This is a genomic window from Peribacillus sp. B2I2 (genome assembly GCF_041261685.1).
Classification (GTDB): Bacteria; Bacillota; Bacilli; order Bacillales; family DSM-1321; genus Peribacillus.
Map to the genome: position 1 here is coordinate 3,916,447 of NZ_JBGCCB010000001.1, position 25,233 is coordinate 3,941,679.

At 42.6% G+C, this 25,233-nt stretch carries 19 protein-coding genes and 1 other annotated feature; of the genes, 4 read left to right on the plus strand and 15 right to left on the minus strand.

Annotated features, from left to right (window positions below; all coding sequences use genetic code 11):
- Positions 1-341 precede the first annotated feature (341 nt).
- Positions 342-1,625 carry a bifunctional folylpolyglutamate synthase/dihydrofolate synthase gene (locus ABIE66_RS19375; RefSeq protein WP_370015981.1) on the minus strand — a complete coding sequence of 428 codons (1,284 nt, stop codon included), beginning with the start codon at positions 1,623-1,625 and terminating at the stop codon, positions 342-344.
- 99 nt (positions 1,626-1,724) lie between these two features.
- Between ABIE66_RS19375 and ABIE66_RS19380 the strand changes: the two genes are divergently transcribed.
- A complete protein-coding gene (locus ABIE66_RS19380) occupies positions 1,725-2,666 on the plus strand; it encodes an ATP-grasp domain-containing protein (RefSeq protein ID WP_289325921.1) in 942 nt (313 codons plus the stop codon).
- Positions 2,635-3,477 (plus strand): ATP-grasp domain-containing protein, encoded by an 843-nt coding sequence (locus ABIE66_RS19385; RefSeq protein WP_370015982.1) that lies wholly within the window; start codon positions 2,635-2,637, stop codon positions 3,475-3,477. Before ABIE66_RS19380 ends, ABIE66_RS19385 begins: the two co-directional genes overlap by 32 nt.
- An 80-nt stretch (positions 3,478-3,557) precedes the next feature.
- Here ABIE66_RS19385 and ABIE66_RS19390 read toward each other — a convergent pair whose 3' ends face one another.
- On the minus strand, positions 3,558-6,209 hold the full coding sequence (locus tag ABIE66_RS19390; protein ID WP_370015983.1) for a valine--tRNA ligase: 2,652 nt from the start codon (positions 6,207-6,209) through the stop codon (positions 3,558-3,560).
- Between the two features lie 44 nt (positions 6,210-6,253).
- Positions 6,254-6,483 (minus strand) — a binding site (T-box leader).
- A 238-nt stretch (positions 6,484-6,721) separates the two neighbouring features.
- Between ABIE66_RS19390 and ABIE66_RS19395 the strand changes: the two genes are divergently transcribed.
- Positions 6,722-6,913: a hypothetical protein gene (locus ABIE66_RS19395; protein WP_289315471.1), complete on the plus strand. Its 192-nt coding sequence runs from the start codon at positions 6,722-6,724 to the stop codon at positions 6,911-6,913.
- A gap of 56 nt (positions 6,914-6,969) precedes the next feature.
- Here ABIE66_RS19395 and ysxE read toward each other — a convergent pair whose 3' ends face one another.
- The 8 genes from ysxE to hemA all read right to left on the minus strand — a co-directional run bounded on the left by ysxE (position 6,970) and on the right by hemA (position 16,388).
- The gene (gene ysxE / locus ABIE66_RS19400) at positions 6,970-8,040 is read right to left on the minus strand and encodes a spore coat protein YsxE (protein ID WP_370015984.1); all 1,071 of its coding nucleotides are present in this window, start codon (positions 8,038-8,040) and stop codon (positions 6,970-6,972) included.
- Between the two features lie 147 nt (positions 8,041-8,187).
- Complete coding sequence (locus ABIE66_RS19405) at positions 8,188-9,591, minus strand: LysM peptidoglycan-binding domain-containing protein (protein ID WP_370015985.1); 1,404 nt, start codon at positions 9,589-9,591, stop codon at positions 8,188-8,190.
- A gap of 547 nt (positions 9,592-10,138) precedes the next feature.
- Positions 10,139-11,428 carry a glutamate-1-semialdehyde 2,1-aminomutase gene (hemL, locus tag ABIE66_RS19410; protein WP_370015986.1) on the minus strand — a complete coding sequence of 430 codons (1,290 nt, stop codon included), beginning with the start codon at positions 11,426-11,428 and terminating at the stop codon, positions 10,139-10,141.
- Positions 11,429-11,466: 38 nt separating this feature from the next.
- Positions 11,467-12,462 (minus strand): porphobilinogen synthase, encoded by a 996-nt coding sequence (gene hemB, locus ABIE66_RS19415; RefSeq protein WP_289325928.1) that lies wholly within the window; start codon positions 12,460-12,462, stop codon positions 11,467-11,469.
- Positions 12,459-13,256 carry a uroporphyrinogen-III synthase gene (locus ABIE66_RS19420; RefSeq protein ID WP_289325929.1) on the minus strand — a complete coding sequence of 266 codons (798 nt, stop codon included), beginning with the start codon at positions 13,254-13,256 and terminating at the stop codon, positions 12,459-12,461. The genes hemB and ABIE66_RS19420 overlap by 4 nt, the downstream gene beginning before the upstream one ends.
- Positions 13,256-14,188 carry a hydroxymethylbilane synthase gene (hemC, locus tag ABIE66_RS19425; RefSeq protein WP_370015987.1) on the minus strand — a complete coding sequence of 311 codons (933 nt, stop codon included), beginning with the start codon at positions 14,186-14,188 and terminating at the stop codon, positions 13,256-13,258. Before hemC ends, ABIE66_RS19420 begins: the two co-directional genes overlap by 1 nt.
- A 9-nt stretch (positions 14,189-14,197) precedes the next feature.
- Positions 14,198-15,028 (minus strand): cytochrome C assembly family protein, encoded by an 831-nt coding sequence (locus ABIE66_RS19430; protein WP_289315465.1) that lies wholly within the window; start codon positions 15,026-15,028, stop codon positions 14,198-14,200.
- Between the two features lie 10 nt (positions 15,029-15,038).
- On the minus strand, positions 15,039-16,388 hold the full coding sequence (gene hemA / locus ABIE66_RS19435; protein WP_289325931.1) for a glutamyl-tRNA reductase: 1,350 nt from the start codon (positions 16,386-16,388) through the stop codon (positions 15,039-15,041).
- A gap of 252 nt (positions 16,389-16,640) precedes the next feature.
- Here hemA and ABIE66_RS19440 point away from each other — a divergent pair, with 252 nt between their 5' ends.
- Complete coding sequence (locus tag ABIE66_RS19440) at positions 16,641-17,123, plus strand: LiaI-LiaF-like domain-containing protein (protein WP_289315463.1); 483 nt, start codon at positions 16,641-16,643, stop codon at positions 17,121-17,123.
- 74 nt (positions 17,124-17,197) lie between these two features.
- Here ABIE66_RS19440 and yihA read toward each other — a convergent pair whose 3' ends face one another.
- The 5 genes from yihA to tig all read right to left on the minus strand — a co-directional run bounded on the left by yihA (position 17,198) and on the right by tig (position 25,207).
- A complete protein-coding gene (gene yihA / locus ABIE66_RS19445; RefSeq protein WP_053347179.1) occupies positions 17,198-17,779 on the minus strand; it encodes a ribosome biogenesis GTP-binding protein YihA/YsxC in 582 nt (193 codons plus the stop codon).
- Positions 17,776-20,097 carry an endopeptidase La gene (lon, locus tag ABIE66_RS19450; protein ID WP_289315461.1) on the minus strand — a complete coding sequence of 774 codons (2,322 nt, stop codon included), beginning with the start codon at positions 20,095-20,097 and terminating at the stop codon, positions 17,776-17,778. Before lon ends, yihA begins: the two co-directional genes overlap by 4 nt.
- A 253-nt stretch (positions 20,098-20,350) precedes the next feature.
- Positions 20,351-22,021 carry an ATP-dependent protease LonB gene (gene lonB, locus ABIE66_RS19455; protein WP_289325933.1) on the minus strand — a complete coding sequence of 557 codons (1,671 nt, stop codon included), beginning with the start codon at positions 22,019-22,021 and terminating at the stop codon, positions 20,351-20,353.
- A 194-nt stretch (positions 22,022-22,215) separates the two neighbouring features.
- Positions 22,216-23,484 (minus strand): ATP-dependent protease ATP-binding subunit ClpX, encoded by a 1,269-nt coding sequence (gene clpX / locus ABIE66_RS19460; RefSeq protein WP_101222811.1) that lies wholly within the window; start codon positions 23,482-23,484, stop codon positions 22,216-22,218.
- A 430-nt stretch (positions 23,485-23,914) separates the two neighbouring features.
- The gene (tig, locus tag ABIE66_RS19465; protein ID WP_289325934.1) at positions 23,915-25,207 is read right to left on the minus strand and encodes a trigger factor; all 1,293 of its coding nucleotides are present in this window, start codon (positions 25,205-25,207) and stop codon (positions 23,915-23,917) included.
- Positions 25,208-25,233 lie beyond the last annotated feature (26 nt).

Consider the following 25,233-nt stretch of genomic DNA (forward strand, 5'->3'; position numbering starts at 1 on the left):
TACCCGGCTCTGCTTAAAGCCGTTAAGTCCAAACTACTATTCAGAATCAATATATAAACATATTTTAACAAATATACGCGGTGTTTTGTTATCAATCACTCTATTAGATTTTTTTCTTTTTCGAAGTCCCTGTTAAATAGAAATGAGCTGTCCTTCTTAAAAAGGGAAAAGGACCATTGAAAAGGTCCTTTTTTTGAGACTGTTACTGATGTAAGTTAATTAATCACTAGTTCAATTCCAATCGTGCCTCTGCATATGGAGAAGAAAAAATAACCAGTTCACCATCTATCCATTTAGCATTCTCTATGGAGGTACCACATCAATCATCCACTTTGAATTTTTTAACTTTCAGATAGAAATCCCCTCACAAGTGAAAGGAAATGAAGGGAACCTGTTATGACAAGAACCTCTTTCTCCCCTGTTTTTCTTCTGCCTTCCCTTATCGCCGTCTGCCAATCCTTGTTTATTGTTTTATTTTCATGACGACATTCTTCATAAAGTGTTTGCGCATCCGCCGCCCGTTCATGTTCGAATTCGGTAATGATGATTTCAATCGTTTCCGTTTCCAGTCCACGAAGCATCTGGGAATAATTTTTATCTTTAAATGAACTGAATATGAACCGGTACTTATATTCAGGATAATTCAATTTTAGCGTTTCCATCAATACATCGATGCCGGCAGGATTATGTGCACCATCAATGATCACCAACGGCTCATCCGATATTTTTTCAAAACGCCCCTCCCATTTCGCCTCCTCTATCCCTTTAAGGATGCTTTTTTCATCGATATTTTCCATTCCTACCAGGACAGCAGCAATGGCCAGTGCCGCATTCTCGATTTGATGACGTCCCAACATCTGCATTTCCACATTTTCGATGGACCTATCGGCAAGCGAAAAGGAGAAACTTTGTCCTTGCTCACTTTGCTTCACATTCCCTACATGAAAGTCTTTGCCTAATTGGTAATGGGGTACGCCTAATGAAGATGCTTTTTCTTCGATTACTTTTGCTGGTTCCCAAGCGTTGACTCCACTGATGACCGGCGCCCCGCTTTTAATGATGCCCGCCTTCTCTGAAGCAATTTCCCCAAGTGTGTTACCCAGGATGCTCGTATGTTCCAAAGAAATCGAGGTAATGATCGAAAGAAACGGCTGGATGACATTCGTTGTATCGAGCCTGCCTCCAAGCCCTGTTTCCATCAAAACCAAATCCACTTCCTTTTTGCTAAAATAAGAGAATGCCATCGCAGTCAATATTTCAAACTGAGTGGGACCATCCCCCTTACTGTCCATCTCTTGGATGAACGGCCACAGCTCGCGGAAGGCAGCGATAAAATCCTTATCACTTATTTCATCCGCATTTATCTTCAGCTGTTCATTCATCCGCACTAAATATGGTGAAGTGAAGGAAGCGACCCGAATCCCTTCAGCAAGAAGGATTTCTTTAATATATTGCAAGGTTGATCCTTTCCCGTTTGATCCTGCAATGTGAATATACTTTAGCGCCTTATGGGGGTCACCCAATTCAGTTAACAATGTTTCCATCCGTGATAGGCCAAAATTCATGCCCAATTGAACTTGGCGCCGTTCAAAAAAATGATTGATGTCTTTCATGGTTGTTACCATTAATCATTGAGCCTCCTCTTTCTTTATACTGCTCTTATGCGTTAAGATTATTTTATCAATATATGAACGATTAACCTAGATGAAAGGTAGTGTTTTACCATGAAACCTTCAGATCTCCACTGTTGGATTGTCGTTAACGGCTATTTACAGCATGATAAGTTTTCCAGTTTAGCTTTCTTCATTAAAGAAGCGGCTGAAAGGAAAGAGATCACAGCAACCCTTATCCGCAATTCAGATCTTATTCCCATAATCGAAAAAGGAGTGCCGCTAATTAAAGGAGCCTTTGATATGCTGCCTGATTTTGTTCTGTTCATGGATAAAGACATTCATTTGGCACGCCATTTGGAATTGCTCGGCATCCCCGTATATAACAGCAGCACGGCAATCGATATTTGCGACAGCAAAGCAAAAACACATCAAGCATTGGCCAGTCATGGCATACCGATGCCAAAAACCTTGTTTCCACCTTTCACGTACGAAGGTATTGAAAGGGTCAATATGGATGCCTTCATACAAATCGGTATTGAACTTGGGTATCCACTTATCGTTAAGGAAGCATACGGTTCTTTTGGGGAACAAGTATATTTGATCCAAACAGAGGATGAGTTACTAAAGACCATCCGCATTCTTGGCCACAAACCATTTATCATTCAGGAATTCATCGAACATAGTAAAGGACGGGATATTCGTGTGAATGTCGTCGGCAATCAAGTCATAGCAGCGATGCAACGCCATTCCGAGAACGACTTCCGAGCTAATATGACTGTCGGTGGTCAGGCTGCCCCTTATACACCCACTAGGGAAGAAGCACAACTTGCCATCCGGTGTGCGGAGATACTAGGCGCCGACTTCGCTGGCGTCGATTTGTTGTTCGGTAAAGAGGGTCCGCTTTTGTGCGAAGTGAATTCGAATTCGCATTTACTAAATATTTATGAATGTACTGGCATCAACATCGCTGAGAGCATGTTCGATTATATCTTGAACAAATTAGGAAAGGGAAGTGCATCTGATGAAAAAACAAGTAGGTTGGTTGATTTATAACCGTGAGGATGCCGTGAAAAATCAAGGATACATAGATTGGATGCTTGACCAAGCCAGTAAGCTTGATCTTGATTTACACTTTTACCATCGGGAAGACCTTAGAATCGGTCATCGTTCCAACGAATTGTACGTGGAACATGCAGCTCAGCCAATTGCATTGCCAGACTTTGCTATCGTCCGGGCCATCGATCCTTTTCTAACAAGGCAACTGGAGCAAATGGGGATTGCCTGCTTTAACTCCTCATTCGTATCGGAAATCGCGAATGACAAAGCAAGGACCCATCAATATTTGGCCTCGATGGGAATTCCAATGGCCGATACCATATATTGCAACGGAAAGCCGAATGCCGATGACATGGAGTTCCCTTTCATTGCTAAAGAAACGCGTGGCCGCGGCGGGAAACAAGTATATTTAATCGAGCATGCCGATGATTTAACCGAACTGAATGACGGAAATTGGATTGTCCAAAAACCCGGCTTATTCGGAAAGGATATCCGCGTTTTTGTAGTTGGTAAAAAAGTGAAGGCTGCTGTACTTAGGGAATCCACTTCAAGTTTCAAGGCAAATTATACGCTAGGGGGATCGGCTTCCATATATGAGCTGACCGCTTCCGATTTAGCCCTTGTAGAAAGAGTTATCGAAGCGTTTGATTTCGGTCTGGTCGGGATCGATTTCATATTTGCCGAGGATGGCAGCCTCATGCTCAACGAAATCGAGGATGTAGTCGGCAGCCGGACATTAAGTGCACTAAGTGACATCAATATCGTATCGGAGTACCTTACATTCATAAAAGAAAGTCTATCCTCCTAACGGAACATTTGATTTTCGAATCAATGTCGTCCAACACAAAAAAGGATGAACCGGCATATTAGCTGGTTCATCCTTTTGTTTTACAGTTGTTTCAGTTCGCTGATCCTGTGGATCACAGAGTCGCGTTTTTCGCTATAGTCTTTTTCTTTGGCACGTTCTTCTTCAATGACGCTTGCCGGCGCCTTTTTAACGAAGCCCTCATTGCCTAATTTTTTCTGTACGCGTTCAACTTCTTTATTAAGTTTGTCGAGTTCTTTTTCAAGACGTTTCACTTCTTCGTCGATATTGATCAGCCCTGTCAGCGGAAGGATTAGTTCTACGCCAGTTACGACAGCTGTCATGGCTTGAGCAGGTTCTTCGACTTCGATACCGATCGTCAATTGTTCAGGATTACAGAAACGCTCGATATAACTGCTGTTTTTCTGTAACGTTTCTAAGATGGACTCATCTTTCGCTTTTAAAATCAAATTGATTTTTTTGCTTAGCGGCGTGTTCACCTCAGCACGGATATTACGGACGGCGCGGATGATTTCAACAAGCAGCTTCATTTCTTCGGCTGCAGCTGTATCTGTCAATCCTTCATTCACTTCCGGCCAAGCGGCAACAGTGATCGACTCACCTTCATGCGGAAGGTTCTGCCAGATTTCTTCGGTAATGAATGGCATGAACGGGTGCAACAATCTCATCGTATTATCCAGTACATAAGCCAAGATCGAGCGCGTCGTTTTCTTAGCCGCTTCATCTTCGCCATATAACGGAAGCTTCGCCATTTCAATATACCAGTCACAGAAATCATCCCAAATGAAGTTGTAAAGCACACGGCCGACTTCACCGAACTCATAACGGTCAGCGAGTCTTGTCACGTTTGAAATCGTTTCGTTCAAACGTGTCAAAATCCATTTATCGGCTACAGATTTTTCACCGCTTAAATCGATTTCGTCATACGTCATGCCATTCATGTTCATTAATGCAAAACGGGATGCGTTCCAAATTTTGTTGGAGAAGTTCCAAACCGCTTCCACTTTTTCCGTGCTGTAACGAAGGTCCTGACCTGGTGAGCTGCCCGTTGATAAGAAGTAACGCAGCGAATCGGCACCGTATTGATCGATGACATCCATCGGATCGACACCGTTACCAAGCGATTTACTCATCTTGCGTCCTTGTTCGTCACGAACAAGACCGTGAATCAGTACATCTTCAAATGGACGTTCGCCCGTGAACTCAAGTGCTTGGAAAATCATCCTTGAAACCCAGAAGAAAATGATATCATAGCCTGTCACTAGCGCTCCTGTTGGGTAGTATCGTTTGAAATCGACGCTGTCTTTGTCAGGCCAACCCATAGTCGAGAACGGCCATAAAGCCGAGCTGAACCATGTATCCAGAACGTCTGTATCCTGTTCCCAGTTTTCAGCATCCGCAGGCTCTTCATGTCCTACATACACTTCACCTGTTTCTTTATGGTACCAGGCTGGAATGCGGTGACCCCACCAAAGCTGACGGGAAATGCACCAGTCGCGGATATTTTCCATCCAACGGAGATACGTTTTTTCGAAACGATCCGGTACGAAATGAACTTTTTCCTCATCGGATCCTTTTTGAAGATCAACGGATGCATCAGCTAGAGGCTGCATTTTTACGAACCATTGAGTCGATAGATATGGTTCAACAACAGCACCGCTTCTCTCTGAATGACCGACTGAGTGAAGGTGATCTTCGATTTTGAAGAGTACTCCTTCTTCCTGAAGGTCTTTGACGATTTGTTTACGGCATTCAAAACGGTCCATGCCTTCATATTTACCGGCCTTTTCATTCATCGAGCCATCTTCATGCATGACAAGGATGCGCTCCAAATCGTGACGGTTCCCGATTTCGAAGTCATTCGGATCATGAGCAGGAGTAATTTTAACCGCGCCTGAACCGAATTCCATATCGACATAGTCATCACCGACAATCGGGATTTCCCGGCCTGTAATTGGCAAGCGAACCTTTTTGCCGATCAAGTGTTTATACCGATCATCTTCAGGATGTACAGCAACAGCAGTATCGCCAAGCATCGTTTCCGGACGGGTGGTGGCTATTTCAATTTCACCTGATCCGTCAACTAACGGATATTTCATATGGTAAAATGCGCCCTGTACATCTTTGTAAATAACCTCGATATCGGATAACGCCGTTTTCGTTGATGGATCCCAGTTGATGATGTATTCGCCGCGATAAATCAAGTCCTTCTTATAAAGCGAAACGAACACTTCGCGCACTGCTTTTGAAAGCCCTTCATCAAGAGTGAAGCGCTCACGGGTATAATCAAGTCCAAGACCCAGCTTTGACCATTGTTCACGGATATGGCTCGCGTATTCCTCTTTCCATTTCCATGTCTCTTCCACGAACTTTTCACGTCCAAGGTCATAACGGCTCACGCCTTCCGCACGAAGTTTCTGTTCAACTTTCGCTTGAGTGGCGATACCGGCATGATCCATGCCCGGCAACCATAAAACATCATAGCCTTGCATCCTTTTCATGCGTGTCAATATATCTTGAAGTGTCGTATCCCATGCATGGCCAAGATGCAGCTTACCAGTCACGTTCGGCGGGGGGATGACAATCGTGTATGGTTCTTTTTTATCGTCACCCGTCGTTTCGAAAAACTTCCCATCAAGCCACCATTTGTAGCGGCCTTTCTCTATCGTCTGCGGATCATATTTAGTCGGCATCGAAATTTGGTTCTCTTCCATATCATTTCCTCCTTATTTGGGCATAAAAAAAACTTCCATCATCACAAAAGGACGAAGGAAGTTGTTCGCGGTGCCACCTTTTTTCCGAAAAAGTAAAAAATCTCTTTCGGCTCTCAAATCGGATAACGGCTCTTCACCGGCCTTCGCTACTTAAGATCTTTCACGAAAACTGCTCGCGGACGACTTCGGATGCTGCTGCCTGGAAACCTCGCACCAATTGGTTTCCTCTCTGAAAAGTGCATTTCATCTTACTATTTCCGGTCTTTGCATTGATTTATATTCATATGTAAAATCATTGAATGCATATAGTATATAGTACAAAAAAAATGGGGCTCCAGTCAATCATCTTTTCGCTTTCTTTCTTTAGGAAGCATTCCATTACATGCATTTGATCCCGCTGCCCGGCCATTTTCTTTATTTTATCCTCCAGGAACAGTGAATGTGACCGTTTTTTCACCTTTTCCACTACCCGCCCATAGAATATAAGAAGCCCTAAAAAGGAAGGTAATAATATGAAGCGAAGATATACCCCCTATACTTTACCGCCTTGGATGAAAAAATTCCGGGGTGTTTGCCAGCAGTTCATCATCCCCTTTGTCGTATTCCAAGGATTGCGTACGCTGATTTTCCCTACTTTCTTCGATATGCTCCTGCTAATCGCCTTTATTTTCTTGGCCATGTCTTTGTATTTCGAATGGATTTAATTATTCCCTTACAGCAAAAAAATATACATGACTGGAGATGATCCAATCATGTATATTTAGCTTGGGGGTGATTGCTCTTCTTTGGCAGCCTCGGCAGCCGCCTTTTTCTGCTGTTCGATCTCTTCGATTTTCATCACCATATACTCAATATTCTTTAGTAGCCAAAATTGCCGCTGCAGTTGAGTAACATTATCAAGCTCTGAACGATGTCCCCTGCCATCGGAATAACCCTTCACTAATTCCAAAGCTGATCCAGGGAAAGCCAGATAACTTTGCATGAGCAGCAATTCTTCTTCTTTCAACGGAAAATAACGAAAATAGTTATATAGCCAGTCGACGCAGTCATCGCATTGGACAGGATAGGTCCTGGCCGACTTAACGAGATATGGCAGTAAATCGAAATGAGGCGGTGCCGTATTCGAATTCTCAAAATTGATGAAGTAGCCATATCCGCGTTCGTCATAAACGAAATGCTTCAAAGAGACCTTTCCGTGCGTGACCACGGTTCGAACCTTTTCACTTTCCTTCGTTTTTTCATACCAAGTTTCAAACTTCTTGATCGAGTACTTCAGTGCCTGTGAAATATCAGTGTAGAAAGAACAAACCGTCATTTCGACTGGAGACATATACCACTTCTTTTCACAGCTGACAATATACTCATCCATAAAGTCCTTCTCATTATTCCAGGCATCAAGCGTCCGCTCATAATGGGCTTCCCGTTCCTCTGGATCCACCTGTATTTCCCTAACGGACAGCGTATGCATCCGGGCAAGCTCCCTGAACATTTGCTTATGCTTTTCAACGCGCTCCCCGTCCCCTTCATTATTCAACCAGGGCATCAGGTAATACAAACGTCCATTATGAAGAACGGCGTAACGCTGATCCATCGTTTGATAAATGGGAACGATCCTGTTATAGCCGCGATGGTACAGTTTTTGAACATTTTTTATAAAATCAATGCCGTTATGCGGTAAAATCGATTTCAAGGCAAATGTACCGCGATCAGTGTATACTTTTTTTACACGCCCGAAATCCTCAATATATTGTACATACATGGCATATTCCTTCAAGACGGTTTCCGTGTCAAGATCCCGATTAGCAGGCTGCTGATTCTCGTTTTCCCTCACGAGACTCACTCACTTTCTCTAAAAAAACTCAATCCGATTCCTATAGTCACCAAAGTCCAGTGGCCAATCAGGCTGCTCTAACACCGTTCAACAACTTTACCCTAGTAAAAAACAGGAGCAGACCATATGCTCTGCTCTCTGTCCTGGTCAATTCTTATATACAACGGCCTTCGGTATATAGATGACTTGCCCTTCATGGACGTTTTGATTCGACTCCAATTCATTGCTGAAAAGTATGGATTGAACCGTAACATCATAACGTTGAGCCAAGTCGTCAAGCGTTTCCCCTTGCTGGACAATGCAAACCTTCATCCTTACCAGTTCTTCTTCTTGTTTCCGTCCGAATAAATCCATGATGGAAAGCTGCTTTTCATCATGATCGGCCGTATCTTTATCATCACGCTCAGCTGCTTGTTTCCTGCCTTTGAAATTTTTGACTTCCTTGGCTGGGGGAGCTGGTCTTTCCCTCTTTTTGAATAGATCGCTTATGGATGAATTGGACTCCTCTTCCTGTTCCACCTTCACATGTTCATTTAGGATAGGTCCCGTTACAACGTCATCTTCTTCCTGCCGGATGACGTCCTCGGTTTCAAGATTTGAAACTGGGCTATCTTGATGAGGCTCTTCTACCACTTCTTCTTTCAAAGTCACTCTAGGAGTCTCCGTCTCCACTATGGAATCCTGCCTACTTACTTCTTCCTCCAGTTTCTCCTCATCCACGAATGACACAGGTACCTCCTCTGTGGAGTCAGGCTGATCACTTATAAAATTCACTTCTTCCTCTACAGCTTCAGCATCTTCCTGTCTGTGCACTTCCGTTTCCCACTCCTCCTCTTCAGGATATGGTGAAACGGGAATTTCAAAGACTGGGGCATTATGCTGATCGCTTAAATAGATTGATTCCTCTTCTTCTTCTTCGTTCGCTTCAGATACTCGTCTTGCCTCTGCAGAAAAAGGCGTGTATAACTCTTCCTCCTGCTCATCACGGAAAACAGGCTGAAAATCCGGGATTGGCGGCACTGCAGCCGCATAAGGAATGTATGACTCATTTTCCCCATCCGTTTCTTCTCCCTCTGTTTCCCCAACTTCCTGCTCCGTATCGAACCGTTGTTCCACATATGAATCATTATAGATTCCAGTTATCAACAAATCCGCCTGCAATTTCAAACAGTTATGCTCAGGCAGGGCATAATCAAAGCTTTGAATCGAGACATCAATCTCCTCTAATGAGGCAATCCGATTATTCGGAATCGTTATATCAACCGGAAAACGGTGTGTGAACTCATTAAGTCCATTGGGATGCCTCTCGACCTTTTGAACGGATTTTGGCAAAAAGGTCTGCGAAAACTCCTCTTCCTCACCATTTTGCGAGTCTTTGTATTCACCGCATAAATCTAACGAGCCTCGTATAAAAACATATTGATCACTTTCTTGAATCGTCACATTCGGATCCAGGGAAATGGAATAGAGCTCAGCCACTTCCTGTCCCTTCTGGAACCAAACGGATTCCTCTAAAGAAAATCGTAAATACGATTCATTTTCTTGCGACAAGACAACTCCTCCTTTCAGCTTCAGGAAACGGTACCTATACCATTATCAATCTATGAAGGTAGGAAGATGATTATTCCTTAATTTCATTTGCCGCCATCCAGATCTTATTTATCCTGAACCACTAAAAACGAGGAGATTCTATTTTTCCAGGCTAAAATCAATGTAGAATTGGATCAATGCAATCGGCCTGAAACCATTTAAATTGGTCCTAAAACCAGTTATTCGGTCCTATCTCCATTTTATTTCGACCTTCAATCTATTTATTCGTCCTACCTCCCTATTATTTCGGCCTTCAACCTTTTATTCCGTCCTATCTCCCTATTATTTCGGCCTTCAACCTTTTATTCCGTCCTATCATCCTTTATTCAGCCTTCAATCTTTTATTCCGTCCTACCACCCTTTTATTCGGCCTTCAACTTTTAATCAGCATTCTTCCGCTTACTGATTGAATTCAAAAAAACAGGCTACCATTCTCCAAAAGTTTTTTTGGAAAATGGTGCCTGTTTAATATTTATGATTGCTTAATTAGCCAGAAAGTTTTTTTGCATCATTTTTTTAATTTTGCAAAGGCCTGTTCTGCCGCTTCAATGGTCTTTTCGATATCTTCATCACTATGTGCTGTTGATAGGAATAAACCTTCAAACTGGGATGGCGGCAAGTAGATGCCTTGATTCGCCATTTCCCTATAGTAAGAAGCAAAGAACTCTAAATCGGATGTTTTTGCTGTATCATAATTTACGACTTCTTCATTTGTAAAGAAAAGTCCAATCATGGAACCGGCACGATTGAATGTATGGGGAACTCCGTATTTTTCCGCTGCTTCTCCAATGCCTTTTTCGAGGATATCACCTTTTCGGGTGAACTCTTCATAAGATTCTGGAGTCAATTGGCTCAGCGTTTCAAGACCAGCCGTCATGGCCAGAGGGTTACCAGACAATGTTCCCGCTTGATAGATTGTCCCACTCGGGGCGATTCGTTCCATGAATTCGCGCTTTCCTCCGAAAGCTCCGACCGGCAAGCCACCGCCAATTACTTTCCCAAGGCAAGTCAGGTCCGGTACGATGCCAAAATAGCCTTGTGCACAATTATAGCCGACACGGAACCCAGTCATCACTTCGTCAAAGATCAATAGAGCCCCGTATTGGGTCGTCACTTCACGTAAGCCTTCGAGGAAACCTGGCTGTGGCGGAACGACGCCCATGTTCCCCGCAACAGGTTCTACGATGATACAGGCGATGTCTTCGCCAAATTGTTCAAACGCATATTTGGTTGCAGCAAGATCATTATATGGTACGGTAATCGTATTTTTCGCAATGCCTTCCGGTACTCCCGGGCTATCAGGTAAACCTAATGTTGCAACACCGGATCCCGCTTTGATTAGCAATGAATCGCCATGCCCATGATAAGAACCTTCGAATTTCAGGATTTTATCCCGGCCTGTAAAGCCTCGCGCCAACCTTAGGGCACTCATCGTCGCTTCGGTTCCTGAAGATACCATCCGGATCATCTCAATCGAAGGCACACGTTCAATGACCAACTTAGCCAGTTCATTCTCAATCAGTGTAGAGGTTCCAAAGCTTGTACCTGATTCCGCTACCTTTTTCAATGATTCCACGACACGGTCATTCGTGTGACCCAGGATAAGCGGTCCCCATGAAAGAACATAGTCTATATATTCATTCCCATCGATATCATACATTTTTGAGCCTTTTCCGCGCTCCATGAAAATTGGATCCATGTCCACAGATTTGAAGGCACGTACCGGGCTGTTCACGCCGCCTGGCATCAAGTCTTTTGCTTCGGCAAACGCTTTTTTCGATTTTTCATATGACCGCATGATTCAATCCCCTTTTCCATTACAGGTTTTATTTGTCATCATCCTTGATTATCTTCGTTTATCCAGCGTGCTACCTCTTTTGAAAAATACGTAATGATCAAGTCGGAACCTGCGCGTTTCAAGCCTGTTAGCATTTCCATCACTATCGCTTTTTCATCAATCCAGCCATTTTGGGCAGCTGCCTTAACCATTGAGTATTCACCGCTGACATTATAGGAAACAATCGGGAGATTAAAGTTATTCTTAACGTCCCTGATGATGTCCATGTAGGATAGGGCTGGTTTTACGATTAGGAAATCCGCACCTTCAGCAACATCGGATTCAGCTTCACGGAATGCTTCAAGGCGATTGGCGGGATCCATTTGGTAAGTTTTCCTGTCGCCAAATTGTGGTGCACCATTCGCAGCATCTCGGAATGGACCGTAAAAAGCCGAGGCATATTTCACTGCATAGGACATGATTGGAATATCTTCATAGCCCGCTTCATCCAGACCTGCACGGATGGCCGCAACGAAACCGTCCATCATATTGGAAGGGGCAATGATATCGGCACCGGCCTCAGCCTGGCTGATTGCCGTTTTGGCAAGAAGGTCAAGAGAAGCGTCATTCAGGATCTTTTCCCCTTCAACGACCCCGCAATGCCCATGGCTTGTATACTCACATAGGCAGGTATCAGCAATGACAATGACTTCAGGATATTGTTTTTTGATAAAGCGGGTTGCCTCTTGCACAAGTCCGTTATGGTGAAAAGCACCTGTGCCCTGTTCGTCTTTATCATGATCAAAAGGGACACCGAATAAAATGACTGACTTTATGCCCAGACTCACGACTTCATCCATTTCCGCTCCCAGATTATCCATGGATAACTGATAGATACCCGGCATCGAGTTGATTTCATTTTTTACATTTTCACCGTCGATGACGAAAATCGGATAGATCAAATCCTCTTTATGCAATTGTGTTTCACGGACTAAAGCCCTCATGCCAGCACTTGCACGCAAGCGACGGTGGCGATTGAATGGAATGTTTTTCATTTTAAAGTTCCTCCCTTATTATTTCTTTTCACGATGAAGCGTATTAAATCAGCAACCATGGCATCCGTCGTATAAACATCTGGACAAACATCGACGGATAGCCCATGTTTTTCAGCCGTTTTAGCGGCAATCGGTCCGATGCATGCGATGATGATCCGGTCTATGTATGTATCCAACTCACAGCGTTCCATAATCTGCAAAAAATGATGGATCGTCGAAGAACTCGTAAAGGTTATGACGTCGATTTCATGATTCGTTATAAGTTGCACGAGTTTTTTTTCACTGCTTCGAGGAAGCACGGTATGATAAATAATCACTTCATCACACGATGCTCCACCTTCATTGATTGCCTCCGCAATAACCGCCCTGGCGAGATTTCCTTTTGCCAGCAATACGCGTGACCCGGGATCAAGTAAGGTCATGAACTCCGAAACAAACCCTTCAGCAACAAACTGAGCTGGCACGAAATCCGCCTTATACCCATGCCGTTTCAGGGCCGCTTCTGTTTTGGAGCCGATAACGGCTATTTTCGGAAGCTTTAAAGGCAGTTTACCAAGAAGCTTAAAGAAGAAATCCACCCCATTTTGACTTGTCAGAATGATCCAGTCATAGGTAAGCAACTCACCTAAACGCTGATGAACCTCTTCCATATGATCAGGAAGAGTGAACTCAAGCAATGGCACAAGAAGCGGCGTTCCGCCATTTTTCTCGATCGAATCTTTTAAACCATCTGCCTGCCCTTTCCCTCTCGTGATTAATACCCGATAATCCTTAAGAGGTTGAAAGGGTTTCATTACTGATCAAGCTCCTCTTTTACGCGATCGATCAATTCTTTACCGCCCATTTCACTAATCTGCTTGGCAGCATCATGCCCAACCGTCACGGGATCTGCCCCCTCGACCATTTCTTTATAAATCACCTTTCCATCAGGAGAAGCGACCAAAGCCGTCAAGGAAACGGATCCATTATCTTTTGCTACCGCAAATCCGGCAATCGGAACCTGGCATCCGCCTTCCATTTTATCCAAAAAGGCACGTTCCGCTTCAACCGTTCTTTTCGTTTTTTCACAGGTCAATTTCGCAAGTTCTGCCAGCAGATCTTTGTCATCTTCACGGCATTCAATGGAAAGTGCTCCTTGTCCAACTGCCGGAATGCAAATATCTTCATCTAAGAATTCCGTTACGATGTCTTGTTCCCATCCCATTCTTGATAGTCCTGCTGCAGCTAAAATGATAGCATCATAATCTTCCGTTTTCAGCTTATTCAAACGGGTATCGATATTCCCGCGAATCCATTTAATTTCAAGGTCCGGCCTTCTAGCCAAAATTTGAGCGCCACGGCGCAAGCTGCTTGTACCTATGATGGAACCGGGTTTCAGTTCAGAAAGGGTTTCATGGTTCTTGGAAATCAAGGCATCCCGATGGTCCTCCCTCGGTGGTATGCAACCAATCGTCAATCCTGTAGGAAGCACTGCCGGCATATCTTTCATACTATGTACAGCCATATCAATTTCTTTATCCAGCATCGCTTGCTCGATTTCTTTAACGAATAAGCCTTTTCCGCCTACCTTGGAAAGCGTTACATCAAGGATTTGGTCACCCTTTGTGACAATTTCCTTCACCTCGAACTCGTATGGAACCCCAAGCTCTTTAAGTTGATCGATAACCCAGTTCGTTTGGGTGATCGCTAATTTACTACGTCTAGAACCGACAATTATTTTTCTCATAGTTTCCTCCTATGTATTCCAAAAGTGGAATGTTGAAAGGCTTCCGAAAAGGAAAAAGTTAATTAACACAATCATGAAAGATCCAATATTCAGAAAGGCTAGCGTCCTTCCATACATTTGTTTCCGAATTTTCAAGTATAAAAATACACTGTATGCGATGAGCAAAATAAATGAGCCGATGATCTTCATATCCAGCCAGGATACCCCAGGCACTTTTATATAAGCCCATTGAATCCCCAAGATAAGTGATACCACCAATAATGGAACACCTATTACTGCTAGGACATAAGACATTTGCTCGAGCTTAGTTAGATCGCCGAGTCGAAGCAGCCGTTTCCCCCACTTCTTCCGTTTCAACAGATCATATTGAATTAAGTAGAGTAGTGAAAACACGAAAGAAAGCGTGAATGCCCCATAAGATAGGATGGCAAAAGTGATATGTATGAGCAATAGCTCTGAAACCAGACGCTGTGCAAGCACTTGAGATTCTATCTGAACAGGTGCAAATGTATGGATGGCCATAACCATGAAACCTAATACATTCGTAAAAAAGACCGTAAAGTCGACTCTTAGCAATCGGTTAATGATCAAAGATAACGATATGAGGACCCATGCATAAAAATATAAGCCTTCAAAAATCGTCAATACCGGGAACCTTCCCGTTTTCATTACATACAGAAACAAAAAAATTGTTTGCAGTACCCAAACAATAGAAAGCAACCAGAAGGCGACCTTATTAGCCTTCTGGTTATTATTAAGGAAGTCAATAAAATATAAAAGCATACTGATGGCATACAACAACACAGTGGCTTCATGCAATCTTGTCATTAGTAATTCCATATCTACCTCATTACTGGACAGGAACTGGATTCAATAGGGATGCCTTGGAACTGTTCAGTTCTTTTTCATCATCCGCAACCAGCTGGTCTTCTATCAATTCCTCTAAATTGAAGATTTTAACGAAATTATTTAATTGCTCTTTTGCATTCGGCTCATCTGCAAGCTCTTTTGCATAAAGAATAGGATCTTTTAGCATTTGGTTGATGATGCTCTTCGTATGCTTGTTCAGAACCTTTTTGTCACGTTCGCTTAAATGCGGAAGCTTTCTTTCGATGCTTTCCATCGTTTCCTTTTGTATCGAAAGGGATTTTTCCCGTAAAGAAGAAATGACTGGCACCACACCAAGCAAATTAATCCATTGATTGAAGTCCACAATTTCAGATTCGATCATCAATTCTATTTTCTCGGCAGCTTTTTTACGTTCTTCGATATTGGCTTGCACGATCCCTTCAAGATCGTCAATGTCATACAGGAAGACATTTTCCAGCTCGCCCAATGTTGGATCAAGGTCACGCGGCACTGCGATATCGACCATGAAAATAGGACGGCCTTTACGAAGCTTATTCACGAATGACATCATTTCTTTTGTTACGAGAAGATCTTTTGATCCAGTGGAAGTGATCAGGATATCAGCCTCCACTAAAGCGCATTGCAGCTCTTGAAGCTGTTTTGCTGTACCATTGAATCTTTCCGCCAGGTCGACCGCTTTCTGAAAGGTGCGGTTAATGACTGTGATGCTGTCGGCTCCATTACTATGAAGATTTTGAATGGCTAGCTCACCCATCTTACCGGCCCCAAGAATCAAGACATTCTTGCCGTTCAGGCCTCCAAAGATTTTTTTTGCAAGCTCGACTGCCGCATAGCTGACGGAAACGGCATTGGTATTGATTTCGGTTTCCGAATGAGCTTTTTTAGCCAATGTAAGGGCTTGCTTGAAGAGATGGTTAAAAACGGTACCGATCGTATCTTCCTTCTGCCCTAACAGATAGCTTGAACGTACTTGTCCCAAAATCTGAGTTTCTCCCAGGATCATGGAATTCAAGCCGCAGGTAACAGAAAATAAATGCTCGACAGCCCCATCGCCTTCATAAATGAAGAGATATTTAGAAAATTCTTCTTTATCGATATTAAACCATTCCGAAAGAAATTCCTTTATATAATACCTACTTGTATGAAGCTGGTCACCGACCGCATATATCTCCGTTCTGTTACATGTTGAAATAATAATATTTTCCAAGATGCTTTTTTTATTTTTAAGAGCTTTCATTGCCTCGGCAAGTTCGGCTTCGCTGAACGATAGTTTTTCCCGAATTTCTACAGGGGCAGTTTTGTAATTAATACCAACCGCTAGAATATGCATCCTTTTGTTTTGCACCCCCAAAATTTTTCATGTAAATTTATTATACCATGTACTAAAATTGATTCACGCAAATAATATGAACAGTTTATGAAAACGTATGCTACCATGAAAAGACAGCCAAAACGCCTGATTGCTACAAAAGGTGTCTAAGCGGGATTTGTAAGTTACATACATATTTCGACATTGTGTACAAAAGTACCATATCAAAAATGGCAAAAAACTTCAAGTAATCGAATTGGATAGGAGGATAAAATGAAAACGCAGCGTATTTTCCCTGGAATCGTTTTAATCGGTTTCGGACTCTATTTTTTTCTTGAACATTCCCAAATGGAGATCTTTCCAGGCTTTTTTAGCTGGCCCACTTTATTATGTATAGTTGGTGCCGCCTTCTTGATTCAGGCTTATAGCGGTAATGAATATGAGTCCATCCTGCCAGGCGTCATCTTACTGGGGTTCGGGGCCCACTTCCACATTGTCGAGAACCTGGATATTTGGCCGGACAATATAGGTATCTTTATTTTAATCATCTCGCTGGGATTTATTCTTCGGGCACGTAAAACAAATTCTGGAATGTTTCACGGGATGGTAATACTCATCATCTCGATCCTTTTCTTATTCTATGATAAAATCACAACGTCTTTCGGGATTGTTGAAACAAGCACGGCGAACATCGAAAGGTTTTGGCCATTTGCCTTGATGGCAATCGGCATTTTCTTTTTGGTTCGAAAAAAGTGAATATGGACCGATTCGCATTTTATGTGAATTCCATAATGAAAAAGGGTATTCCAGATGCGGAATACCCTTTTCTTTTACATATATTTCTTAAGGACGCCCCATGCTTGTTCCTTACCTTCTCCTGTTTCCCCTGAGAAAAGAAGCAATTCATCTTCTCTTTCCATATTCAACGTTTGGCGCGTGACCTTCAAGTGCTTCTGCCATTTGCCCTTTGGAATTTTATCCGCTTTGGTGGCAATGACGATCCTTGGCAGATCATAATGCTTCAGGAATTCATACATTGCGATATCATCCTTAGTCGGAGGATGACGCAAATCGACGATCAGAAGCGCAGCGCGGAGCTGATCACGGGAAGTGAAGTACGTTTCGATCATCCTTCCCCAGGCATCGCGCTCCGTTTTTGATACCTTTGCATAACCATAACCCGGTACATCCACAAAATGGAGTGCTTCATTTATGATATAAAAATTCAAGGTCTGCGTCTTACCCGGTTTAGAGGATGTCCGCGCCAAGTTTTTTCGATTGATCATTTTGTTGATGAAACTGGATTTCCCAACGTTGGAACGGCCTGCCAAGGCAAATTCCGGTATTGGAGTATTGGGATATTGTTCAGGTTTCACAGCACTGATGACAATATCTGAACTTGTTACTTTCATTCGTTCACACCTACCAATGCATGCTCAAGGACTTCATCGACATGTGAAACTGGAACAAATGTTAATGCTTTACGGACACTTTCCGGGATATCATCAATATCCTTTTCGTTATTTTGCGGGATGATGATTTTCGTAAGTCCTGCGCGATGGGCCGCTAAAGATTTTTCTTTAAGCCCGCCGATCGGAAGAACCCGTCCGCGTAATGTAATTTCGCCTGTCATGCCTACCTCTTTTCTGATCGGCCTATTAGTTAGGGCCGATATTAACGCTGTTGCAATCGTGATGCCTGCAGATGGGCCATCTTTAGGGACGGCACCTTCGGGGACATGAATATGAATATCATATTTTTCATGGAAGTTCGTATCAATATGAAGTTTCTCGGTTTTTGAACGGACATAGCTGAAAGCAGCCTGGGCTGACTCTTTCATTACATCGCCAAGCTTTCCTGTCAGGATAAGCTTGCCTTTACCTGGTGATAAGGAAACCTCGATTTGCAGCGTATCGCCACCAACCGACGTGTATGCTAAACCATTAGCAACACCGACTTGGTTCTCGACTTCCGCCTGTCCATAATGGAACATGGTTTTCCCTAAAAACTCCTCGACATTCTTTTCAGAAATGACGACCCGCTTTTTATCTCCGGACACGATGATTTTTGCAGTCTTACGACAGATGCTTGCAAGCTGTCGCTCCAGACTCCGGACACCGGCTTCCCGAGTATAATAACGGATGATTTTGGTAAGAGCTTCCTCACGGATTTGCAATTGTGTCTTCAATAAACCATGGTTTTCCAACTGTCTAGTCAGTAAGTGATCCTTGGCTATGTGAAGTTTCTCTATCTCAGTATAACCTGCAATCGAAATGATTTCCATACGATCACGAAGCGGGCCAGGAATCGATCCCAAATTATTCGCCGTCGCAATGAACATGACCTTGGAAAGATTATACGTTTCTTCAATATAATGATCACTGAAATTATGGTTTTGCTCAGGATCGAGTACTTCCAGCATCGCTGCAGATGGATCTCCCCTAAAGTCATTGGACATCTTATCCACTTCGTCCAGTAAAAAGACAGGATTGATCGTTCCAGCTTTTTTCATGCCTTGGATGATCCGTCCTGGCATCGCCCCTACATATGTGCGGCGATGTCCGCGGATTTCCGATTCATCACGCACCCCGCCTAAAGATATACGGACGAAATTCCTATTCAGTGATGACGCGATCGATTTAGCGAGACTGGTTTTCCCGACACCAGGTGGTCCAACCAAGCAAAGGATAGGACCCTTCAATGAATTGGTCAATTGCTGGACGGCTAAATACTCAAGCACCCGCTCCTTCACCTTTTCCAATCCATGGTGGTCCCGGTTCAGGATTTTTTCAGCTTTGTGAATATTCAAGTCATCTTTAGTAGCTTTGGACCAAGGAAGCGAGATCAACCATTCGATATAATTGCGGATGACAGAACTCTCGGCTGAGCTGGACGGTACTTTTTCATAACGGTCCAATTCCTTTAATGCCGTTTCTTTGATGTGCTCTGGCATATCCGCTTCTTCTATCTTTTCGTTGAGGACCTCAATTTCCCCTGTCTTCCCTTCTTTATCGCCCAATTCCTTTTGGATCGCTTTCATTTGTTCACGTAAATAATATTCTTTTTGAGTCCGTTCCATCGAACGCTTAACACGCTGGCCGATCTTTTTCTCGAGGAAAAGAACTTCTTTCTCGTTATTGATGATCTCGATTACACGGCTTAAACGCTTTTTCATATCAATGGTCTCGAGCACTTCTTGCTTTTCCTTCAATTTCAAAGGCAAATGGGAAGCGATTATATCGGCTAATCTCCCTGGCTCTTCAATATCGGAAGTGGAAGAAAATGTTTCACCGGTTATTTTCTTGGACATTTTTATGTATTGTTCAAAATAATCCAATAGTGTGCGCATTAATGCTTGATGTTCAGCATCCTTTTCATCACTGTCTTCATATATTTTAATCTTGGCACCATAATGTGTCTCATAATCGTAAAATTCAATGACCTCTGCCCGGTTCAATCCTTCCACCAACACCCGGATTGTACCATTCGGAAGCTTCAGCATCTGTTTTACCTTTGTTAAAGTTCCCATTGTAAATAAATCTTCTTCACCTGGTTCGTCCAACGAAACATCTTGTTGTGTCGTCAAAAATATAAGATGGTCTTCCACCATTGCTTTCTCAAGGGCTTGTACCGATTTATCTCGGCCTACATCTAAATGAAGTACCATCGTTGGATATACAAGCAGTCCTCTAAGCGGCAGGAGGGGGACGATGATTTCTTTATCAGTCATTTCCTGACACCTCCATCTAATTAGTATCGTCGTTGTAAACTATTTACCCATGTTCTCAACCTTTTAACAATTCTATCCTATTTATATAGAAGTGTCTATTCGTTTACCTTAACACGTTTCGACTGCTATTATTATCTCCAATATTAGATAAAAAAGCACGTCTGAACACGTGTTTATTTTTTCTTTAAGTTTAAGACGGACTCCAATATGGTCCTTAAAATGCCCCGGTTCTATTTTAGCCGGGGCATTTCGTTTATACACTTTCTTTTTTCGATAGGTCCAAGGATGTGAGGATTTGTTCCGATATCATTTCCTTTTTCAGTGCCTGATCGAGCACTTCTTTTACATTCGTAACCGGAATGATTTCTATATCCTTGATTTCAGATAGCAAAGGCTGCATGTTATCGGCTGGGATGATTACTTTCTTTGCGCCGGCAAGTTTTGCGGCCTTGATTTTCGGAATGACACCGCCAATCGGTTTAACACCGCCATGAATGCTGATTTCCCCAGTCATCGCCATTGTGTGATCAACAGGGATTTTATAAATGGCCGAGTATATGCCAGTTGCCATCGCGATTCCGGCAGAAGGACCATCTACAGGACTTCCGCCCGGGAAATTCACATGGATATCGAATTGATCGGCAGGCACTCCCATCGACCGTAAAACCGTAATGACATTTTCAATCGAACCTTTTGCCATGCTCTTACGGCGAATCGACTTGCCGCCACCACCGCCAATACTTTCTTCTTCAACGATGCCGGTAATATTTATCGAGCCTTTTTCATCAGAGGCAGCCATGACCGTAACCTCGATTTCAAGCAATGCCCCGCTGTTGGGACCATAGACTGCAAGACCGTTGACAAGGCCTATTTTAGAATTCGATTCTATTTTCCTGTCCATTCTTTGGGTCAGTTGGCTGCTATGTGCCATCCAATCTATATCTTCTTCTCTGATAAAAGTCCTGTTTTCATTAATTGAAATTCCTGCAAGAGTCTGAATCATGTTGACGGCTTCCCTGCCATTTCGAGCATAATCCGAAATCGAATGCAAGCCTTTTTCACTGATGGTGATTCCCACTTTATCTGATGCATTTTTAGCCACGGTGATTATTTCTTCCCGATCAAGTTCACGGAAAAATACCTCTATGCATCTCGAGCGTATTGCAGGTGCGATTTCATTTGGCGTTCTCGTTGTGGCTCCAATCAATCGAAAGTCAGCCGGAAGTCCATTTTTAAAAATATCATGGATGTGAGTGGGAATATTTTGGTTTTCCTCTTGATAATAGGCACTTTCCAGAAAGACCTTACGATCCTCCAATACCTTTAACAGTTTATTCATCTGTATTGGATGTAGCTCCCCTATTTCGTCGATGAACAATACGCCTCCATGAGCATTGCTGACTGCACCCTGCTTTGGCTGCGGAATGCCAGCTTGTCCCATTGCCCCGGCCCCTTGATAAATTGGATCATGCACCGAACCAATAAGCGGATCGGCAATCCCCCGTTCATCGAACCTGGCTGTGGTGGCATCCAATTCAACAAACACTGCCGAATTCTTAAAAGGGGACTTCCCGTTTTTCTTAGCCTCTTCCAAAACAAGTCTGGCCGCTGCTGTTTTCCCTACCCCTGGAGGACCGTAAACTATCACATGCTGGGGATTCGGCCCACATAAAGCAGCCTTTAAAGATTTAATGCCATCTTCCTGACCGATGATTTCATTAAATGAGCTTGGTCTAACCTTCTCAGCCAATGGCTCAGTTAACGAAATCGATCTCATCTTCCGTAATTGGTCCATTTCCTTACGTGAATCACGGTCAATGGAAACTTTTTGTGTCCGCTGGCCTTTCAATAGGTTCAAAAAATACAATCCAATAATAATCCCAAAAAACAGCTGGATAAACAACGCCAATCCTGTCCAATTCATCGTATTCCCTCCTGCACTCTCCTAGTTTGTCATTTCTGTTAGTATCTCCTTTGGAAGGGCGATATTATCCAAGAAATTCGTGTTGTAAATTTTGGGGTTTTCATCCTTAAGAACAACAATTTTTCAATAAACATAAAAAAAGACAAAAGAAAAAGACTGCCAGGATGAACTGGCAGTCTTACTTTTCCTATTAATTAAGCAGATGTCTTCTTTTCTTGTCCTTTGATGGTCGTACCGTCTTTTAGGACGAGCTTTGGAGATTCATTTTTTGAAATCGTGCTGCCTGTGATTACACATTTTGCAACATCATCACGTGAAGGCAGATCGAACATCACTTCAAGAATGATGCCTTCAATGATGGATCGCAGGCCACGTGCACCAGTTTTACGTTCAATTGCCTTTTTAGCAATTTCACTAAGCGCTTCCTGTTCGAATTCCAATTCGACATCGTCTAGTTCAAGCAATTTTTGATATTGCTTAACAAGGGCATTTTTTGGTTTTGTCAGGATTTCGATCAAAGCAGCTTCATCCAATTGCTCAAGAGTCGCAATTACCGGAAGACGTCCGATGAATTCCGGAATTAAACCGAAACGAAGCAAGTCTTCAGGAAGGACTTTGGAAAGCAATTCTTTTTCTGCAACATCATCCTTCTTCACGTCAGAGCCAAAACCAATGACTTTTTGACCAAGACGGCGTTTGATGATCGGTTCGATGCCATCAAAGGCACCGCCACAGATGAACAAAATATTGGTCGTGTCGATTTGGATGAACTCCTGATGCGGATGTTTACGCCCACCTTGAGGCGGAACGCTTGCAACCGTTCCTTCAAGAATTTTCAATAAAGCTTGTTGCACACCTTCACCAGACACGTCACGTGTAATGGAAGGATTTTCCGATTTACGGGCAACTTTATCGATTTCATCAATATAAATGATGCCTTTTTCCGCTTTTTCCACATCATAATCAGCTGCTTGGATCAATTTTAGAAGGATGTTTTCGACATCTTCCCCAACATATCCAGCTTCCGTCAATGAAGTTGCATCAGCAATGGCAAAAGGAACATTCAGTAATCGTGCCAATGTTTGCGCAAGAAGGGTTTTCCCGCTTCCCGTCGGTCCGATTAGGGCGATGTTACTTTTAGAAAGCTCCACATCGTCGACTTTGCTATTGGAATTGATACGTTTATAATGGTTGTAAACAGCGACAGCCAAAGATTTCTTCGCCTGTTCTTGTCCAATCACATATTCGTCAAGAATTTCACGGATTTCCATAGGTTTAGGAACATCCCTGAATTCCACTTCTTCATCAGTGCCCAGCTCTTCTTCGACGATCTCCGTACAAAGCTCGATACACTCGTCACAAATATAGACACCTGGACCAGCAACCAGTTTACGGACTTGTTCTTGTGTTTTACCGCAAAAAGAACATTTTAACTGTCCTTTTTCATCATTAAATTTAAACATGTACGTTCACCCCTTTAAATACTCTTCCAACTCTATTACATAGCGGTACCCAATCGAATGAAAAAAAATAGGCACACATCTACTTAAGCATTCCAAAATCCCTAGTATGTTTTGCATTTTATCATGTTCTTGGAAGTTTAGTAACAAAAATGCTCACGCGTCCGAGTTGTTAAATAAGTACAATAATCAATCAATATGTATTTGCCCTTTACCAGTATGCCCCAAACTTTTGATTTTTAAAATCAGGATTTGCTGTATAAATATGTATATGCGGTATTAGAACTAATCTACACTGAAATCCAAAAAAAATCAATCAGGAACTAACCGATATTTGAAATTTCCACTAATTCTCAATATGTATAAAACAAGGCACGATTACTCGCGCCTTGTTTTTTTTAAGGAAATATTTAAATCTACTTATTTATAAAAATTATTTTGCGTCAACTGTTTTGCTGTTTTCTACCAAGAAGTCAATAGCTTTCTTAATTTTAAGATCGCCTTTGATTCCTTCTAAGTTTCCAAGAGCTTGTTTGATCGCGTCAATTTCCATGTTGTACATTGTAGCCATTTGTCCAAGTTCAGCTTCCACATCTTCGTCAGTCGCTTCAAGTTTTTCAACTTCAGCAATTGCTTCAAGAGTAAGGCTCGTACGAACTTGCCCTTCAGCTTCTTCTTTCATTTGTGCTTTTAAAGCTTCTTCGTCTTGACCTGAGAATTGGTAGTAAAGTTCCAAATTAAGTCCTTGAGATTGAATGCGTTGAGAGAACTCATTCATCATGCGGTCCACTTCATTTGAAATCATTGCTTCAGGAACGTCCATTTCCGCACCTTCAACAGCTTTACCAATTACAGTGTTTTGGATGAAGTTTTCTTCTTCATGTTTTTTGTCATGCTCTAATTTATGTTTTGTTTTTTCTTTAAGTTCAGCCAAAGTTTCAACTTCGTCGTCGACATCTTTCGCGAACTCATCATCCAACTCAGGAAGTTGTTTTGTTTTGATTTCGTGAATTTTCACTTTGAATACAGCTGGTTTACCTGCAAGTTCAGCAGCATGGTATTCTTCAGGGAAAGAAACTTCGATATCTTTTTCAGCGCCAGTTTCAAGACCAACAAGTTGCTCTTCAAATCCTGGAATGAAAGAGTTCGAACCGATTTCCAATGAATGGTTTTCTGAAGCTCCGCCTTCGAATGCTTCACCATCCACGAATCCTTCAAAGTCAAGAACGACTGTATCGCCTTCAGCAGCTTGTCCTTCTTCTTTAACAACAAGCTCAGCTTGACGCTCTTGTAATGTTTTCAATTCGTTTTCAACATCTTCGTCAGTTACTTCAGTATTGAATTTTTCAACTTCAACACCTTTGTAATCTCCCAATTTAACTTCAGGCTTAACCGTTACTGTTGCAGTGAAAATCAGGTTTTCGCCCTTTTCCATTTTCTCGATGTCGATTTCTGGACGATCTACAGGCTGAATTCCAGCTTCTTCGACAGCATTTGCATAAGCATCTGGAAGAATGATATCAAGCGCATCTTGGTATAGTGATTCTACGCCGAATTTCTTTTCGAACATTTGACGTGGCATTTTACCTTTACGGAAGCCAGGTACATTTACTTGTTTCACTACTTTTTTGAAAGCTGCGTCTAAACCTTCGTTTACTTTTGCAGCGTCAACTTCAATTGTTAGTACGCCTTGATTACCTTCTTGTTTTTCCCATTTTACAGACATGTGTTTCCCTCCAAAAAATCTATATA